General features: G+C 72.4%; 18 protein-coding genes and 1 pseudogene. 11 read left to right on the top strand and 8 right to left on the bottom strand.

All coding sequences use genetic code 11. The features are described 5' to 3' along the window. Positions 1–128 precede the first annotated feature (128 nt). The 4 genes from ND450_RS05225 to ND450_RS05210 all read right to left on the bottom strand — a co-directional run bounded on the left by ND450_RS05225 (position 129) and on the right by ND450_RS05210 (position 2280). Positions 129–608 (bottom strand): nuclear transport factor 2 family protein, encoded by a 480-nt coding sequence (locus ND450_RS05225; protein ID WP_253325015.1) that lies wholly within the window; start codon positions 606–608, stop codon positions 129–131. A gap of 10 nt (positions 609–618) precedes the next feature. Continuing rightward, positions 619–879: a hypothetical protein gene (locus ND450_RS05220; RefSeq protein ID WP_253325014.1), complete on the bottom strand. Its 261-nt coding sequence runs from the start codon at positions 877–879 to the stop codon at positions 619–621. 87 nt (positions 880–966) lie between these two features. Next, positions 967–1554, bottom strand: a complete 588-nt coding sequence (locus ND450_RS05215) for a TetR/AcrR family transcriptional regulator (RefSeq protein WP_253325013.1) — start codon at positions 1552–1554, stop codon at positions 967–969. 9 nt (positions 1555–1563) lie between these two features. Continuing rightward, entirely contained in the window at positions 1564–2280 is a 717-nt protein-coding gene (locus tag ND450_RS05210) for an alpha/beta fold hydrolase (RefSeq protein WP_253325012.1), read from the bottom strand. A gap of 213 nt (positions 2281–2493) precedes the next feature. Here ND450_RS05210 and ND450_RS05205 point away from each other — a divergent pair, with 213 nt between their 5' ends. The 3 genes from ND450_RS05205 (at position 2494) to ND450_RS05195 (ending at position 4430) form a co-directional block, all read left to right on the top strand. Then, positions 2494–2838, top strand: coding sequence for a glycosyl hydrolase-related protein (locus tag ND450_RS05205; protein ID WP_253325011.1), 345 nt, complete (start codon positions 2494–2496; stop codon positions 2836–2838). 228 nt (positions 2839–3066) lie between these two features. Then, entirely contained in the window at positions 3067–3411 is a 345-nt protein-coding gene (locus tag ND450_RS05200; protein WP_253325010.1) for an STAS domain-containing protein, read from the top strand. Continuing rightward, entirely contained in the window at positions 3408–4430 is a 1023-nt protein-coding gene (locus ND450_RS05195; RefSeq protein ID WP_253325009.1) for an ATP-binding protein, read from the top strand. The genes ND450_RS05200 and ND450_RS05195 overlap by 4 nt, the downstream gene beginning before the upstream one ends. Positions 4431–4434: 4 nt before the next feature. On the opposite strand, the gene ND450_RS05190 is transcribed toward ND450_RS05195, so the two are convergent. Together ND450_RS05190 and ND450_RS05185 are read right to left on the bottom strand one after the other, a co-directional pair. After that, on the bottom strand, positions 4435–5178 hold the full coding sequence (locus ND450_RS05190; RefSeq protein WP_253325008.1) for an ATP-binding protein: 744 nt from the start codon (positions 5176–5178) through the stop codon (positions 4435–4437). 1 nt (position 5179) lies between these two features. Continuing rightward, positions 5180–5506: pseudogene (locus ND450_RS05185) on the bottom strand (STAS domain-containing protein); the annotation flags it as partial. Positions 5507–6052: 546 nt separating this feature from the next. Here ND450_RS05185 and ND450_RS05180 point away from each other — a divergent pair. The 7 genes from ND450_RS05180 to ND450_RS05155 all read left to right on the top strand — a co-directional run bounded on the left by ND450_RS05180 (position 6053) and on the right by ND450_RS05155 (position 14125). Then, positions 6053–6691, top strand: coding sequence for a chemotaxis protein CheB (locus ND450_RS05180; RefSeq protein WP_253325006.1), 639 nt, complete (start codon positions 6053–6055; stop codon positions 6689–6691). After that, complete coding sequence (locus ND450_RS05175; protein ID WP_253325005.1) at positions 6621–8900, top strand: ATP-binding protein; 2280 nt, start codon at positions 6621–6623, stop codon at positions 8898–8900. Before ND450_RS05180 ends, ND450_RS05175 begins: the two co-directional genes overlap by 71 nt. A 51-nt stretch (positions 8901–8951) precedes the next feature. After that, complete coding sequence (locus ND450_RS05170) at positions 8952–9953, top strand: chemotaxis protein CheB (RefSeq protein WP_253325004.1); 1002 nt, start codon at positions 8952–8954, stop codon at positions 9951–9953. Continuing rightward, positions 9950–10693 (top strand): ATP-binding protein, encoded by a 744-nt coding sequence (locus ND450_RS05165; protein WP_253325003.1) that lies wholly within the window; start codon positions 9950–9952, stop codon positions 10691–10693. Before ND450_RS05170 ends, ND450_RS05165 begins: the two co-directional genes overlap by 4 nt. A 10-nt stretch (positions 10694–10703) precedes the next feature. After that, positions 10704–11648: a protein-glutamate O-methyltransferase CheR gene (locus ND450_RS45970; RefSeq protein ID WP_371927662.1), complete on the top strand. Its 945-nt coding sequence runs from the start codon at positions 10704–10706 to the stop codon at positions 11646–11648. Continuing rightward, complete coding sequence (locus tag ND450_RS45965) at positions 11576–12595, top strand: PAS domain-containing protein (protein WP_371927661.1); 1020 nt, start codon at positions 11576–11578, stop codon at positions 12593–12595. The genes ND450_RS45970 and ND450_RS45965 overlap by 73 nt, the downstream gene beginning before the upstream one ends. Positions 12596–12700: 105 nt before the next feature. Further along, the gene (locus ND450_RS05155; RefSeq protein ID WP_253325002.1) at positions 12701–14125 is read left to right on the top strand and encodes a PepSY domain-containing protein; all 1425 of its coding nucleotides are present in this window, start codon (positions 12701–12703) and stop codon (positions 14123–14125) included. Between the two features lie 66 nt (positions 14126–14191). Here ND450_RS05155 and ND450_RS05150 read toward each other — a convergent pair whose 3' ends face one another. Further along, positions 14192–14746, bottom strand: a complete 555-nt coding sequence (locus ND450_RS05150; protein WP_253325001.1) for a sigma-70 family RNA polymerase sigma factor — start codon at positions 14744–14746, stop codon at positions 14192–14194. Between the two features lie 249 nt (positions 14747–14995). Next, positions 14996–15574 carry an RNA polymerase sigma factor SigC gene (gene sigC, locus ND450_RS05145; protein ID WP_371927752.1) on the bottom strand — a complete coding sequence of 193 codons (579 nt, stop codon included), beginning with the start codon at positions 15572–15574 and terminating at the stop codon, positions 14996–14998. A gap of 43 nt (positions 15575–15617) precedes the next feature. On the opposite strand from sigC, the gene ND450_RS05140 reads away from it, so the two are divergent. Further along, positions 15618–16370 (top strand): zf-HC2 domain-containing protein, encoded by a 753-nt coding sequence (locus tag ND450_RS05140; RefSeq protein WP_253324999.1) that lies wholly within the window; start codon positions 15618–15620, stop codon positions 16368–16370. The last annotated feature ends 20 nt before the right edge of the window (positions 16371–16390 follow it).

Here is a 16390-nt window from a genome sequence, read left to right as displayed (position 1 = left end):
GTGTCGAAGCCCGATCCGCGACCGCCGGGCCCGAGGCGGCCCCTGGCGGCACGGCCGGAACGCCCACGTACAACACCGGTACGCGACCGCTCCGGCCCCACCACCAGGAACCACCCCAAGCTCAGCTCTCATCGAACCGGGCTTCGACACGCGCCCCAGCCGAACCGCCCGTCGAGGGTCCCGGCGGGCAGGACCTCGGTCGAGTTGTGCTCGCGGACGATCCGCCAGCCGTCCGGCGTGCCGCGCCAGACCAGTGAGGTGGTCGTGCGGATGTCCGTGACGGCTTCGGGTGTGACGATCCTGGCCACGAACCGCAGCGTGGACACGGCCAGGTCGCCGGAGGCGAGCACGTGCGGGCCGTCGTCGACGGCGTGGTGCGCGGACACCATCTCGCGGAAGGCGGGTTCCCAGATCTCGCCGTAGGCGGCGGCCGTCGTGGCCACCCGGTGCTCGGGGTCGAAGTCGTCGTAGAGGCGGAGATCCGCCGAGTCGAAGTCGTAGAACTCGCCGAAGACGCGCCGGAAGCCGAACGGGGCGTCCCCCGCGCGGCGGTCCCAGCCGAACACCCACCGGACGTGCCGGTCCGCGATCACCTGCTCTGTCGTCATGATCCCGACGCTAGGACCGCGCAGGACTTCCTGACAGGGTGCGCGACTCCTGGGGAGCCGCGTGGCGTTCGAGCACGCAGGCGATCCGCTGCACCGGGATCTCGTGCCGGTCGCGGGTCAGCTCGTCCTGCACGACGTAGTGCAGCTTCTCCCCCACGCTCCGCAGCATCATCACGATGCCCTTGCGGGGTTCCTTTCCGTCCACAGTGAACTCGACGAAGTCCCCTTGCCTCGCTTCAGATCCGTAGTCGCGCAGCATCACGAACGCCACCTCCACCTCGTTGTGGTCCGACCCAGGAGAGATTGACGCCCTGACCGTCCACAAACGACTGTTCACCGGATCAGGTGAGGAGGCGGGTCAGCTCCGCCGGAGACCGTTGATCAGCAGCCGCACGAGGTGGCGCACGTCGTAGCGAACGCCTTCGGCCACGTTCGCCCCGGCGCAGATGCTGCCGACGGCACGCATGAGCTCGTGGGCGTCCTGCCCCGCCACGATCTCGCCGGCCCGCGCGGCCTCGTCCAGCAAGCGCGTGCACACGGGCACGAGGTGTTCGAGGAAGTAGTCGTGCAGGGGGTCGTAGCAGGACTCGCTCGACTGCAGCACGGACGCCAGACCCTGTTTGGTGACCACGAAGTCGACGAACCGGTCGATCCACTTGGTCAACGCCTGGTGCGGGCCGGGCTCGCTCGCGAGCAGCGCGGGCCCGGCCTCCGACAGCGACTCCACCTGCGACCGGTAGACGGCGAGGATCAGGTCGGCCCGCGTCGGGTAGTGGCGGTAGATGGTCGCGGTGCCGACCCCGGCGCGGGCGGCGATCTCGCGGATGGGCGCCTCCACACCGGAGGTGACGAACACCGCGGCCGCCGCCTCGAGCACGCTCCCGGCGTTGCGCCGGGCGTCGGCCCGCCGCTGTGGCCGCACCGCCGCGCCGGGAACCTCGCTCATCGCCCCATCCTATCGAGCCGCTCCCACCGGGACGGGCAGGTCCAGCAGCAGTGCGGCCAGTTCCTCCGGCACGGTGATCATGCAGTCGTGGCCCGACGCCAGCTCCCGGACGTCCGCCGGCTCGCCGTTCGGCTGCACGCCGGGAACGGCACGGCGCCGGACCGCCGACTCCGCCGTGCAGTGGACGTGCGTGCGCGGGATCGAGGCGAGCGCCGGGTGGTCCATCGCGACCGGCTCGTCCAGGCACCGCACCGTCTGGTCGGACAGCATGGACCGCAGCCACGCGACGTCGGCGGGATCGCTGACGCCGAACAGCCCGAACGGCTCCGGCGGTGGGGGCACCCTCCAGCCGTCACCGAGCATGCCGCGCGCCTCCGGCATCACGTCGAGAGCGCTCTCACCGTGCACCGGCACCATCGCGTCGAGGTACACGAGCCGCGCGATCCGCTCCGGGACCTCGTTCGCCACCGCGGAGATCACCATGCCCGCGTAACTGTGGCCGACGAGGACGACGTCGTGCAGGTCCTCGTCCACCAGCAGTCGCATGACGTCGTCGGTGTGCGTGCGCAGACCGGTCTCGGGGCTCAGCAGGTGCCGCGTCTCGCCGTAACCGGTGAGCGTCGGGGTGTAGACCGGACTGCCGCTCGCGCCCAGCCTCGGCACCACCTTCGACCAGCTCTGGCCGCTGTGCCATGCACCGTGCACCAGCACGTACGTCATCGGCATGACCTCTCCAGACTCAAGTGGGACACTGTCCCGATTACGATACGGGACCATGTCCCACTTAGTCGAGGAGGGAATGAAGCCCGCACGACCCACGAGGACGGCGGCACGACCACCCGGATCCGCCAGTCCCTGCTGCGGGCGCCGAAGTTCCCCGACCCGGACGCCGACCAGGGCACCCACGCCTTCCAGAGCACGATCGGTTTCGCCCCGACCGTGCTGGAGGCGGCCGCCGCCGGTTACCGGCTGAACCTGCCTGCCCGCCGCGTGCTTGGGAACCCGGCCACGGCCGTCGACCCGATCGTGGCGGTGTCCTCGCCGTCGGTGCTCGTCGAGTCGGTCAAGCTCGCCGAGGACCGGTCCGGTGATCTCGTCGTCCGGCTGTACGAGGCGCGCGGTGCGCGGACCTCGGTCACCGTCGGGCTCGGGACGCCGTTCTCCTCGGCGTGGCGGACGGATCTCCTCGAGCGGGAACTGGGCGAGCAGGTGTGGGGAGCGGACGAGACGATCGGCCTGGAGCTGCGCCCGTTCGAGATCGCGACACTGCGCGTACGGGGGTGACACCGCGGTTCGGTGGTGGCATCGGCGCTTCGGGATCGGAGCTGTTCGTGACAACCGCGCCTTCCCGGCGCCGATGCGCGTCCCCATGTTCGTCCGGAATCCCCGGCGGGGTAAGGGTCTTGCGACCCCGGTCTTCCGCCCCCGCGGACAGGTCCGGACGGCCCGGTTCACCCGGAGGTGGCGGCTGCGGGCCCGGACTCGAGGGCACTGTGCCGTAGGGTGATCACCGTGGCGCGGATCTCGCGAACCGACCTCTCCGGTGTGGTCGTCCTGACGACGACCGGAGCGCTCGACGCGGCCACCGCCGCCGCCTGGCAGTCCTCCGCCGCAGAGCACGGCCTGCCGCCCGGTCACGCACTGGTGCTCGACCTGCGGGAGACCGACTTCATCGCGATCGCGGGCATCCGCGCGATCGGCGCCGTCGCCGACCACCACGACCGCGAGACCGTCTTGGTTCTGGCGGCCGGTCACCACCTGCGGGACTGGATCGGCCTCCTCGGCACCCGGCGGCACGTGCGCGTCGTCGACCGGCTCGGCGCCGCGCTCGCCCTGTTCCGGCAGCTCCAGCCGTGAGCTCCCACAGCGCGTTCGTCTACGGTTCGGCGGACGAACTGGTCGAGCACGCGCTCACCGCACACCGGTCGCCGGGACCGCTGGTGCTGGGCTGTTCGCCGCGGCACAACGCCCTGATCACCGCGGCGCTGGCGCCGGGCGCGGACGTGCGCACGCTGGCCCGTCCCCGTGCCGGGACCAGGCCGGGCGCCGCGATCGCCGTCCTCGAACGGCTGGTCCGCGAGTGCGGTCCGGCGACGGTGCTCGTCGAGCCGGACCACGGCGCCACGGCCGCGGGCACGACCCGGTGGCGCCGCTTCGAGGCCGCGTGCAACCTCATGCTCGCGCCGCGGGCCATCACCCTGATCTGCGCCTTCGACGGCCGCAGCACACCGGACACCGTCCTCGCCGCCCTGGCCGAGAGCCACGGGCACCACGACGACCCCGAGGCCGTCCTCGCGCGGCTCGCCGTCCGCGTCCCGCTCGTCCCTCCTCCGGCAGACCCCGTGCTCGTGGTGCTCGACTCGGCGTCGATCAACGACCTCGGACCGATCCGGCGGCAGGTCTCCGCCGCGCTCGGCACGCTGCCGGTGCTGGCGCGCACGGACTTCGTCGCCGCGGTCAACGAGGTCCTGACCAACGCCTACCTGCACGGGCGACCACCCGTCGACGTCCGGCTGTGGGTCTCGCCGGACGTCGTGGAGTGCCAGGTCACCGACCGGGGACGGGGTTTCGGCGACGCCGCCGCCGGCTTCCGCCCCGGTGCGGGCGGCGGCGACCTGCGCCGCGCGGGGGCGGGGCTGCGGCTGACCAGGCAGACCTGCGACGACCTCGACACCTGGCGCACGTCCACGACGTTCACCGTCCGGCTGTCGAGCGAGACCTCCTCCGCGGACGACCTGAACCACAGCGGCGCGATCGCGCGCGTGGAGGCCGCTCAGGTCCGTGCCGACGCCGCGCTCACCAGGGCCGAGGCCGCGCGCGCCCGTGCGGAAGCGACCCGCGAGCGCGTGGCGGGCCGCATCGCACCGCCGCGCTGACGGTTCAGAGCACCGCCCACACCGTCTTCCTGCCGCCCGCCTGGTCGATCACGCAGCCCCACGTCCTCGCGAGCTGCGCGACCACGTGCAGTCCCCGCCCGAAGTTGGCGGGGCTGCCCGGATCACCGAGCACCACCGGGATCGAGCTGTCGTCGCCGACCGCCACGGTGAGCCGGCCGCGCCGCAGCTCCAGCCGGAGCCGCACCGCCTCGGAGAACGTGTGCTGGACCGTGTTCTGCACGAGTTCCGACGCCACCTGCACGGCATCGTTGGTGAGCAGGTCGGCCAGCTCCCACTCCGCACACGTCTCGCGCACGAACAGGCGGGCCGCGCGGGGGCTGCTCGGGGCGTGCGGCAGTTCCCGGGCCACGCGCTTGCGCGGCGCGGGCCGTTCGACGTTGGCCAGCGCCTCACTGACCTGGCCGTACACCCCGACGTACCGGCGGATCGCCGTGCGCCGGAGCAGTTCGACGTGCCGGGAGCCCGTCGCCACGAGCAACGGGGTCGCGGGCCAGTCGCTGATGCGCAGCCACACCGTCGTGAACACGCTCAACGCGCTCGTCGTGGCGATCGTGACGTTGCTCAGATCCACGACCAACGCCCGTGGCGCCTCCACGGCGCACTTGAGCATGTAATCGCGTAGCTGCGCATAGGTCGAATGCCCGAGCACCCCGTCGAGGGAGAGCAGCGTGCAGTGCTCGCGCTCCTCGGCGCGAACCTTCAGCTGCTCGACCTGGGGACCGGCCATCTCATCTCGTCGGGAGCTCGGCCCGCACGGGGTCGGCGAGGTCGCGCAACGCGGCCGCCAGATCGGGGAACAACCGCAGCCGCGCGTCGACGCCCGTGGCGGCCAACGGCGACAGCACGACGTGCTGCGCGGCGACCACGCCGAGCGGGATCTTCCTCGCCTGCGCCTCCCGCCGGGCGACCAGCAGCAGGTTGATGCCCGACGAGCCGAAGAACTCGATCTCCCGCAGGTCGACGACGACCCCTGCCGGTGCCTTCTCGACCGCGGACAGGACCTCGTCGAGGCCGATCTCCTCGGTCAGCATGTCGACCTCGCCGGTCAGCGCGACGACGGCGACCCCTTAGTGCTCGGTCGTGTGTGCGGTCAGAACGTCGGAAAGTCCCTCGAACGGGTGGCCCATGGCCGGCCTCCTCTCGGCACACCGCGCGAAGCGCCGACGTCAGCCGCTGCCCAACCCGGAGAACCTGATAGGTGTCCACGTGTGGTGATCGATGTTTTCGGGAAGCTGCACCCACGCTATTCCCATTCCCCACATCCGACAACCGCGCTGGTGACGGCGGGGTCTGGTGGCCCAGAGGAGGACCGCGCCGCGTGGTGGGTCCGGGGTGCCGGTGGGCTGGATCGGTTGCGGCGCTGGGGGAACATGGGATGGCGGGATGACGCGGATCGGGCGCTGGCGGGTGGCATGAAGGACGTTGGGGCGCTGGCCGAGCGCGTGCCTTGAGCACGTCCGGACGCGCGGTGGCCGCTACCGGCCGGCAGACCCCGCACGGCAGGCACCGCCCAGGCAGCGCAAGCCCTCACACCCCGCCCACCCGAATCGAAGCCGAAGCGGGGGTCGTTCGGACACGCGAATCGAAATAGGCTCATCACCGTGGATGCCCACTCCGCCCGCTACCAGGTGGTGCTGGTCGGCGCCTCGCTCGGCGGCGCCGAGGCACTGCAGGTGCTGCTGGGCGGCCTGCGCACGGACCTGCCCGCTCCCGTCGTCGTCGTGCAGCACCTCGGCCCCGGCACGAGCGCGCTGGACTCGGTGCTGGGCAAGGTGTCGCGGCACCCTGTCGTCTGGGCGCACGACGGGGTGCGGCTCGAACCCGGCACCGTCTACCTGTGTCCCGGCCGGACCGGGGTGCGCCTGGAGCCGGACGGCACGCTGACCGTGCGGCCGATGGCGGGCCGGTCCTCCTACGGGCAGGTGGACGAGCTGTTCACCTCGGCGTCGACGTCGATGGGCGCTCATGTGCTCGCACTCGTGCTGACCGGCCTCGGCAACGACGGCACCGCCGGCTCTCTCGCCGTGCACCGGGCCGGGGGGACGGTGATCGCGCAGGACGAGTTCACCTCGACGGCGTTCGGGATGCCGTCCGCGGTGATCAAGGCCGGTGCCGCGGACCTGGTGCTGCCGCTGGGGGAACTGCCCGACCTGCTCGACCGGGTGGTCGGTGCCGGCCGGCCGGCCGGTGCCCACGCCCGCGGTCCGGGCCACCGAGGCGATGTTCGCGGGCGGTGGTGAGCTCGGCCGGCTGATGAGCACGACCGACTGGGGCACCACCGCGTTCGGTCCGGTGGACCGGTGGCCCGCCCTGCTGCGCGACACGGTGGCGATGGTCCTCGCCAACCCGGTGCCCATGAGCCTGATGTGGGGTGAGGACCTGTTGCAGCTGTACAACGACGCCTACCGCGACCTCCTCGGCGGACGCCACCCCGAGGCCCTCGGCCGCTCGGTGCTGCGGGTCTGGCCGGACGCGGAGACGACGATCGCCCCGGTGGTGCGGCAGGTCGTCGACACCGGGACCGCGCGGCGCCTGATCGACCAGCCGTTCGTCGTGAACCGGCACGGCGGGCCAGAGGACCTCTTCGCGACCATCGCCTACTCCCCCGTCCGCGACGGCGACCGCGTCGCCGGGGTGCTCGCCATCCTCGTCGACACCACCGACCAGGTCCGCAGCGCCCGCCGCCTCACCACCCTGCACCGGCTCGCCGACACGTCGCGCGAGGCGAGCGACACGACCACGGACCACGAGGTGTGCGAGTGGCTGATGCGGGCGCTGGCGGCCAACCCGCAGGACGTCCCGTTCGCGCTGGTCTACCTCGTCGAGGAACGGGGAGTGCGCGCCCACCTCGCCGCGTCCACCGGTCTCACCCACGACAGCCCGGCCCTCGACCAGCTCGTCACCAGCGAGCGACCGGCGGCGTGGCCGCTGCACAAGAGCATGCGCACGGCCGAACCGCAGGTGGTGGAAGACCTGCTCACGCGCTTTCCCGGGATGGTGTCCGGCACGTGGCCGCAGCCCCCGCACACCGCGGTGATCCTGCCCATCAGCCCGATCCGCGACGGCGTGCCGGCCGCCCTGCTGGTGCTCGGCGTCAGCTCCCACGCCCCGTTCGACGCCGCGCACCGGCAGTTCTTCGACCTCATCGCCGAACGCGTCGCCGCCACCCTCACCGCGGCGCGCATCGACCGCGAGCAGAAGCGCCAGATGGCGGCGCTCGCCGACCTGAACCGTGCGAAGAACCTCTTCCTCGCGGGCCTCAGCCACGAGTTCCGCACACCGCTCACCCTGGTGCTGCTGCCGCTCGAGGAACAGCTCACGACCCTGCCGGCCGAGCACCGGGACACTGCGCGGATCGCGCACCGCAACGCGCTGCGCCTGCTCCGCATGGTCAACACGCTGCTCGCGTTCTCGGAGCTCGAACAGGGGCGGGACCCGCGGGTCGTCGAGGACGTCGAGGACCTCGCCGGGCTCACGACCGACCTCGCGGGCGTGCTCCGTCCCGCGATCGAGCGCGCGAACCTCGCCCTGGTGGTCGACTGCCCACCGCTCGACCGGCCGGTGCGGCTCGACCGGGCCATGTGGGAGACGGTCGTGCTCAGCCTGCTGTCCAACGCGCTCAAGCACACGTTCACCGGATCGATCACCATCGCGCTGGGCTCCCGGCAGCACCACGTCGAGCTCGTGGTGACAGACACGGGAACCGGCATCGACCCGGCCGAGATCCCGCACCTGTTCACCCGCTTCCACCGGATCGAGGGCGCCAAGGCGCGCAGCCGGGAGGGCTCCGGCATCGGCCTCGCCCTGGTGCGGCAGCTCGTCGGCCTGCACCACGGCAGCATCCGGGTGCGGAGCGAACCCGATCTCGGCAGCACGTTCACCGTGTGGATCCCTTATGCCCAGCCACAACACGCCCAGCGGCCCGCACCCGCCAGGTCCGCCGAGGAGAAGGCGCGCATGCGGCAGGCGTTCGCCGAGGAGGCCGAGTCCTGGCTCGTCGGTGACGAACCCGCCGTTCTCCCCTCTGCGCCAGGACGCCGGGCCACCGTGCTCGTCGTCGACGACAACGCGGACATGCGCAACTACCTGCGACGGATGCTGAGCGACCAGTACGACGTCCTGACCGCCGCCGGCGGTGACCAGGCGCTCGACCGTCTCGCCGGGCGAGGAGCGGACCTGATCATCGGCGACGTCGTCGTGCCGGACCTCGACGGCGTGCGGCTGGTCGAACGGGTGCGCGCCGACCCCTCGTTGCGCGCCATCCCGATCATCCTGCTGACCGCGCTGGGCACCTCCTCGCAGGCGGTCCGGGGCGCCCACGACGTCCTCGTCAAACCGTTCACCGCGCGGGAGCTCTTCGCCCGCGTCGAGGCCCAGCTCGCGCTCAGGCGCGTCCGCAACGCCACGGCCGAGCGTCCCGGGTCGGGAGCGTCCGCCGCCGACGTGTGACGGGGTGGAGCCCGGGTACCCAGCCCGAAATCACACGGGTGAGGAGGCCCTTTGCACAGGGACCTGGTCGTCGTCGGAGCTTCCGCCGGTGGAGTGGAGGCACTGCGCTCCCTGGTCGCCGGACTCCCCTCCGACCTGCCCGCCGCCGTGGTGGTCGTGCTGCACATGCCGGCGGGCGGTTCGTCCGCGCTGCCCACGATCCTCGGCCGCAGCGGGCCGCTGCCCGCACTCGCCGTCGGGGACGGCATGCCGTTGCGGCAAGGCCGGATCCACATCGCTCCGCCCGATCACCACACGCTGGTGCAGAACGGAGTGCTGCGGCTGTCGCGGGGTCCCACGGAGAACGGGCACCGGCCGGCGGTCAACGTGCTGTTCCGCTCCGCCGCGCTCTCGGCCGGTCCCGCCGCGATCGGGGTGGTGCTGTCCGGCATGCTCGACGACGGCGTGGCGGGCATGGCCGCGATCAAGAACCAGGGAGGTCTCGCGCTGGTGCAGTCCCCCGGCGACGCGCTGCACCCCGGCATGCCGGGGAGCGTCCTCGAGCACGTCGCGGTCGACCACGTCGTGCCCGCCTCCGAGATGGGTGCGATGCTCTCCGAGCTCGTCGCGGAGGAGATCACGGCGGTCGCTCCTCCGGTGCCCGAGACCCTCCGGCTGGAGGTCGAGGTGTCGGGCGACAACGCGGGCGCGGGCTTCGGCGACATCCCGAAACTCGGCCGGACGACCACCTTGACCTGCCCGGACTGCGCCGGTTCACTGCTGGAGATCCCCGGCGGCAGCGGCCACCACCGCTGTCTGGTGGGCCACGCGTGGACCCCGGATGCCCTGCTCGACGCCTACAGCGGAGGCCTGGAGCGCGCCATGTGGACCGCGGTGCGCACACTGGAGGAGAAGATCGCGCTCGCCCGGCGCATGGCCGGTCACGCGCGGCAGTCCGGTCGCGCCCACATCGCCGACCGGTACTCCGATCAGGAGGAAGAGGCCCTGGCCGCCGCGGACGTGCTGCGCAAGCACCTGCTGCGGTCCGAACTGAGGGAGGGAACCGGCTCGTGACGGGCATCAGCGTCCGCACGGCGGACCTCGCGGGCATGGTGGTCGCGACGCCGGTCGGACGCCTGGACGTGACGTCGTACCCGGTGCTCCGCGACGGACTGCTCAAGCTGGCGGCGGAAGCCCCGGTCGCCCTGCTGGTGCGGCTGGGCGCGGACTTCAGGACGGCCGGCGCGGAGATGCTGTCCGTCTTCACCACGGTCTGCAGGAAGGTCTCCGACTGGCCGGACGTGCCGGTCGTGCTCATCGCCGAGACCGAACGCCACCGGCACGACCTGGGGCGCAGCGGGATCACGAGGAGCGTCGCCACAGCGCCCGACCTGATCTCGGCGGTCGAGCTCGCCCAGGAACAGCCGCTGCGCCGGTTCCGCAAGCTCACCCTGCCGGCCACGGCCGTCGCGCCGTCGGTCGCGCGCAAGGTCGTGCGCGACGTCTGCGTGGAGTGGGACCTGCCGCACCTGCTCCAGGACGCGCTGGTGGTGGTGACCGAACTCGTCGGCAACGCGGTGCGGCACGCGCGCACCCGGTCGGTGTTGCGCGTCGAACTGCGCCGAGCCGGACTGACGCTCGCCGTCACCGACGGCAGCCCCGAACCTCCGGTGCTGGGCGCCCCGCGGCAGGACCTTCCCGGACACCGGGGTCTGGAGCTCGTGGACAGCATCAGCCGCGCCTGGGGCTCCATGCCCGCGTTCGACGGGAGCAAGGTCGTGTGGGCCGTTCTGGCACTCCGCCCGAAGCGGTAGCTTCGGGCCCGTGGACGACCGCCTGCCGACGCCCGGCCCCGGTTTCGAGGACGTGCTGCTGCACCTCGAGGAAGCGCGCGGCTCGGACTTCACCGGGTACGAGCGCGCCGGCCTCATCCGCCTCGTCCAGCACCGGATGAGCGAGTTGGGCATCGGGGACCACGCCGGGTACGTCGAGCACCTGCGCGCCGACGCGGGCGAGGTCAGCGCGTTGGTCGACGCCGTGCCGGCCGACGTCCCCGGCTTCTTCCGCGATCCGGAGGCCTGGACGTCCCTGCGCGAGCAGGGCGTGCCCGCGATCCTCGCCGAACGCGGGCCGCACGACCCGATCCGGGTGTGGAGCGCGGGCTGCGCGTCCGGCGAGGAGGCGTACAGCCTCGCGATCGCCTTCGCCGAGGTCGTCGGCATCGAGCAGTTCCGCCAGCGGGTGAAGATCTACGCCACCGACGTCGACGACGAGGCCCTCGCCAAGGCGAGGCTCGCGAGCTACGGCGAGCGCGAGCTGCGGGGCGTGCCGCCGGAGTTGATCGCCAGGTACTTCGAGCGGCAGGACGGCCACCACCGGTTCCGCAAGGACCTGCGCCGGTCGATCGTCTTCGGCCGCAACGACCTGGAGCAGGACGCGCCGATCTCGCGCCTCGACCTGCTGGTCTGCCGCAACACGTTGACGTACCTCGACCAGCGGACCCGGGCCGAGGTGCTGGGCAGGTTCCACTTCGCGCTGGCGCCGGGGGCGTGCTGTTCCTGGGCAGGACCGAGGCGCTGCCGCAGGACAGTCCGGTCTTCCACCCGCTCGACCACGAACGGCGCCTCTTCCGCAAGGCGCCCACCGGTTCGCCGCCCGCCCGCTCCCCGTCCTCCTCGGTGGTGCACCATCGAGGGGTGGACGTCGGCGGTATCGACGCACTGGAGGAGCAGGCGTTCTCCTCGAGCCCGGTCGCCCAGGTGGTGGTGACGGCGGACGGGGTGGTGGCGCTCGTCAACCGGCGAGCGGAGACCCTGTTCGAGGTCTCCGCCAAGGACGTCGGCCGGCCGTTGCGCGACCTCGAGCTCTCCTACCGCCCGATCGAGCTGCGCGGCTACGTCGAGCGGGCACGCCTGGAGCGCAAGCCGTTGCGCGTCAAGGACGTCGAATGGCTGCGCAACACCGGCGGGGCGCTGTGGCTCGAGGTCCACGTCGACCCGCTCGTCGGTTCCGGCGACACCGTCATCGGCGTCGCCGTGGCGTTCCACGACGTGACGGCGACGCGAAAGCTGGTCGAGGAGCTCGCGTTCACCAAGCGCCAGCTCGAGGCCGCCTACGGGGAGCTCCAGTCCACCAACGAGGAGCTCGAGACCACGAACGAGGAACTCCAGTCCACGGTGGAGGAACTGGAGACCACGAACGAGGAACTCCAGTCCACGGTGGAGGAACTGGAGACCACGAACGAGGAGTTCCAGTCCACCAACGAGGAACTGGAGACGATGAACGAGGAGCTCCACTCGACCAACGACGAGCTCCAGACCATCAACGACGTCCTCCGCGAACGCAGCTCCGAACTCGACCGCGTCAACGGGTTCCTCGAGTCCGTGCTCACCTCGTTGCGCGCCGGTGTCGTCGTGCTCGACCCGCAGCTGCGCGTCCTGGCCTGGAACCGCGGCGCCGAGGACCTGTGGGGCCTGCGCCGCGAGGAGGCCGAGGGCGAGCACCTGCTGAACCTCGACATCGGTCTGCCGGTCGCCGAACTGCGCCCGGTGGTGCGCCCGGCGCTGTCCGACCCCGCGTTCAGCGGCGAGGTCGAGCTCACCGCGGTGAACCGGCGCGGCCGCACGGTGCTCGTCCGGGTGGTGTGCACGCCGTTGCGCCGCGGGGGCGGTGGGCCGGCCGGAGCCATCCTCGTCATGGAGCAGCGGCGCGGCTGACACGCGACGTGTCCTGGAGCACCCCCGGGAAGTCGCGGGAACTGAACGGCGTCCGCGCCCGACTACCGCTGCAAGTCCGCGCTCCCCACCCTGCAGAGGTGTCACATGTCCGCTCCGGCAGTCGAGGTCGAAAGAACAGAGGAGACACCGCGCACCGGCACGATCTCCGTCGTGCCGCTGTTGCGCCGGTTGCACTTCTACGCCGGCGTGCTCGTCGGCCCGTTCCTCGTCATAGCCGCCGCGACGGGAATGCTGTACGCGTTCGCCCCGCAGATCGACGGCGTCCTGTACGGCGACCAGCTGCGCGTCGGCTCGGTGGGGAGCAGCACGCGCCCGGTCGCCGACCAGGTGGCGGCGGCCCAGGCGGCGCTGCCCGACGGCGTCGTCACCGGGGTCCAGCTGTTCGACGACCCCGAGGCCACGACGCGGGTGGTGTTCGCGCTGGACGGACTCCCCGACGAGCACAGCAGGACCGTGTACGTGAACCCGTACACCGCCGAGGTGCAGGGCCAGCTGACCACGTGGTTCGGCGCGACGCCCGCCACGACCTGGCTGGACAACCTGCACAGCAACCTGAACCTCGGTGTTCCCGGCACCCTGTACTCCGAACTCGCGGCGAGCTGGCTGTGGGTGCTCGCGCTCGTCGGCCTGGTGCTCTGGGTCCAGCGCCGCCGGACGGCGAAGCGCACGGCCCGCGCGTTGCTGCTGCCGGAGAAGGGCGCCAAGGGCGTGCGCAGGAGCCGCTCCTGGCACGCGAGCCTCGGCATGTGGGCCCTGATCGGCACCCTGTTCCTGTCGGCCACCGGCCTGACCTGGTCGACCTACGCCGGTGAGAACTTCAGCGCCGCGCTGACCGCTCTCAACGCCAAGGCGCCGGTGCTCGACACCAAGCTCCCCGGCTCCACCGGAAGTGCTCCCTCCGGTGAGCACTCCGGGCACGGGAGCGGCGAGCCCACCGCCGTGCCGGTGGACCCCGCGACGTTCGACCGCGTGCTCGGCACCGCGCGCACGGCCGGTCTGGACGGGCCGGTGGACGTCACGCCGGGTGCGCCGGGCACGGCCTGGTCCGTGGCGCAGACGGACGCCGTGTGGCCGATGCGCCAGGACAAGGTCGCGGTCGACCCCGCCACCGCCCAGGTCACCGCCCGCGCGGACTTCGCCGACCGGCCGTTCCTCGCGAAGCTGTCGTCGTGGGGCATCCAGGCCCACATGGGCGTCCTGTTCGGGTTCGTGAACCAGCTCGTGCTGTTCCTGCTGGCCGGGGCGATCCTGACGCTCATCGTGTTCGGCTACCGCATGTGGTGGCAGCGCAGGCCCACCCGCGCCGACCGCCGCGCACCCTTCGGCGCTGCGCCCAAACGCGGTGCCTGGACGCAGCTCCCGCTGTGGTTCGTCATCCCCGCGCCACTGGTGCTGATCGCGATCGGCTGGGCGATCCCGTTGCTGGGCCTCAGCCTTCTCGCGTTCCTCGTCCTCGACGGCCTGGCCGGCTTCGTCCGCTCGCGCCGACGGGAGGAGCAGCAGGCCTGAGTTCCGGGTGGGTGCGGGGCGCGGCACGATCGCGCCCCGCACCCGAACACCGCAGAGCGCTCGTGGCTAGGAGATCCGCCTGCCCGCCCGGTCGTCGGCCAGCATGTCCACCAGGTCCTCGCGAGCCCTGGCGACCCGCGACCGGATCGTGCCCACCGGACACCCGCACACCACCGCGGCGTCGGCGTAGGAGAGCCCGAGCACCTGGGTGAGCACGAACGCGGTGCGCCGCTCCGGGTCGAGCGAGCCGATCACCTCGTCGAGCACCACGCGGTCCGCGAAGCCCGGCTCGGCGGGTTCGGGCACCTCGGCGCTGCGGTGCAGCCGCGGCCGCACCCGCACGGCGCGGATGTGGTCGGCCACCACCCGGCGGGCGATGGCGAGCAGCCACGTGCGGCCGGCGGAGCGCCCCTCGAAGCCCGGCAGCGACGGCAACGCCCGCAGGTAGGTCTCCTGGGTGAGGTCGTCCGCGAGGCCCACGTCGGCGGCGAGGTGCGCGACGAACCTCCACACGTCGGCCTGGGTGGCGCGCACGAAGTCGGCCAGGGCGGCGCGGTCTCCCGCTCCGGCTCGCAGCGCGAGGCTGGTGATGTCGGCGTCGTCGCTGCGCGGCACTCTCACGCACGGGACTACGGACGGGGTGGTGATCGGGTTCAGCCTCGAACGCGGCGGAGAACAGGTGTTTCCCGTGCCCCGGCACGGGAGTGAGCGCGGCGGCCTTCACACGGCCGCCGCGCTCTCGGGAGTCGCACAACTCTCGATGGCGGGGGGACGCCGAACCAGTGGGCGCGGACCGGCTCGGTGTGTTCCTCGCCGAGTTCGTCGGCCCGCGGCGCGCAGTAGTTCCCAGGCGTCACCCGAACCGGTGACTCAGATGACGCCGGCGTCCTCGTGACCGCGCCCGCCGACCAGGTCCTCACGCGCCCTGGCGACCCGCGACCGGATCGTGCCGACCGGGCAGCCCACCACCTCGGCGGCCTCCGCGTAGGACAGGCCCAGCACCTGCGTGAGCAGCAACGCCTCCCGACGCTCGGGCGACAGCCCGGCCAGCATGACGGAGAGCTCGACGACGTCCTCGAACCCCGCGGCGCGCGCGTGGGCGGCGGCCTGCCCCGCGTCCGACGCGACCTGGTGGTCCGCCGACCAGGTGATGGACGGCCGCGCGACCGCGGCCCGGACGTGGTCGACTACGGTGCGGCGGGCGATGGACAGCAGCCACGTGCGGGCCGACGAGCGCCCCTCGAACCGCGGCAGGCTGCGCAACGCCCGCAGGTAGACCTCCTGCGTCAGGTCGTCCGCGACCCCGGCGTCCGCGAGATGCGCGACCAGGCGCCACACATCACGCTGCGTCGACCGGATGAACCGCTCCAGCGCGTCACGGTCACCCGCACCAGCGGCCAACGCGATCGCGGTGACCGTCTCGTCGTCACGCCCCGAAGTCGACACGATTCAGAAGAGTAACTCGGAGTCGCCTGGGAACTATCAGCGCCGAATGACCGACAATGTTCCCGTGGAGTGCGACATCTGCCGCGAAGCCCTGTCCGCCCGGCTGGACGGCGAACAGGAGGGCGTGCCCGCCGACGAGGTCGACGCGCACCTGGAGACCTGCGCGTCCTGCCGCTCGTGGCACGACAGCGCAGCCGCCCTCACGCGCTCGCTCCGCATCAGGCCGGCGACCCCGGTCCCGGACCTGACGGCCGCGATCCTCGACGCCGCTCCCCCGATCACCCCGCCCACCCCGCGCGGCTGGACCCCGCGAGCCCTCCTCGGCGTCGTCGCCATCGCCCAGCTCACCCTCGGCGTCTCGCAGGTGGTCGGCACCGACTCCGGGCACAGCGGCCACACCACCGGCGTGGACAGCAGCCACCTGTTCAACGAGAGCACCGCCTGGAACCTCGCCATAGGCCTCGGCCTGCTCTGGGCCGCCCTCCGCCCGGCGGCGACCTCCGGCATGCTGCCCGTCGTCGGCGCCTTCGTGGCGGTGCTCATCCCCTACTCCGCCAGCGACCTGCTCGGCGGCACGGCCACCGCGGCCCGCGTGTTCAGCCACGCGCTGCTCGTGGTCGGCCTCGGTCTGCTCGCGCTCGTGCACTTCACCCACCGCGGGCCCAGCGGCCGGACACCCGTGGCGGACGGTGACTCCGACGACGTCGTGGACTCCTCCGCCACGACGGAACGGGCGGAGCAGCCCCGTGGGCAGCGCCGGGTGCGGTTGCGGCCCGTCAGTCGGCGGCGGGCCGCCTGAGTTTCGCGCCGGCTGAGGTT

The organism is Lentzea sp. HUAS12 (assembly GCF_024125735.1).
Classification (GTDB): Bacteria; Actinomycetota; Actinomycetes; order Mycobacteriales; family Pseudonocardiaceae; genus Lentzea; species Lentzea albida.
Note: the sequence above shows the minus strand (reverse complement) of the source record. Positions and strands in the feature narration are given on the sequence as shown.

What these genes read in the sequence shown, in the direction of transcription:
- ND450_RS05225 (WP_253325015.1), bottom strand. Translation starts at nt 608, where the DNA reads ATGACGACAGAGCAGGTGATCGCGGACCGGCACGTCCGGTGGGTGTTC.
- ND450_RS05215 (WP_253325013.1), bottom strand. Translation starts at nt 1,554, where the DNA reads ATGAGCGAGGTTCCCGGCGCGGCGGTGCGGCCACAGCGGCGGGCCGAC.
- ND450_RS05210 (WP_253325012.1), bottom strand. Translation starts at nt 2,280, where the DNA reads ATGCCGATGACGTACGTGCTGGTGCACGGTGCATGGCACAGCGGCCAG.
- ND450_RS05190 (WP_253325008.1), bottom strand. Translation starts at nt 5,178, where the DNA reads ATGGCCGGTCCCCAGGTCGAGCAGCTGAAGGTTCGCGCCGAGGAGCGC.
- ND450_RS05155 (WP_253325002.1), top strand. Translation starts at nt 12,701, where the DNA reads ATGTCCGCTCCGGCAGTCGAGGTCGAAAGAACAGAGGAGACACCGCGC.
- ND450_RS05140 (WP_253324999.1), top strand. Translation starts at nt 15,618, where the DNA reads ATGACCGACAATGTTCCCGTGGAGTGCGACATCTGCCGCGAAGCCCTG.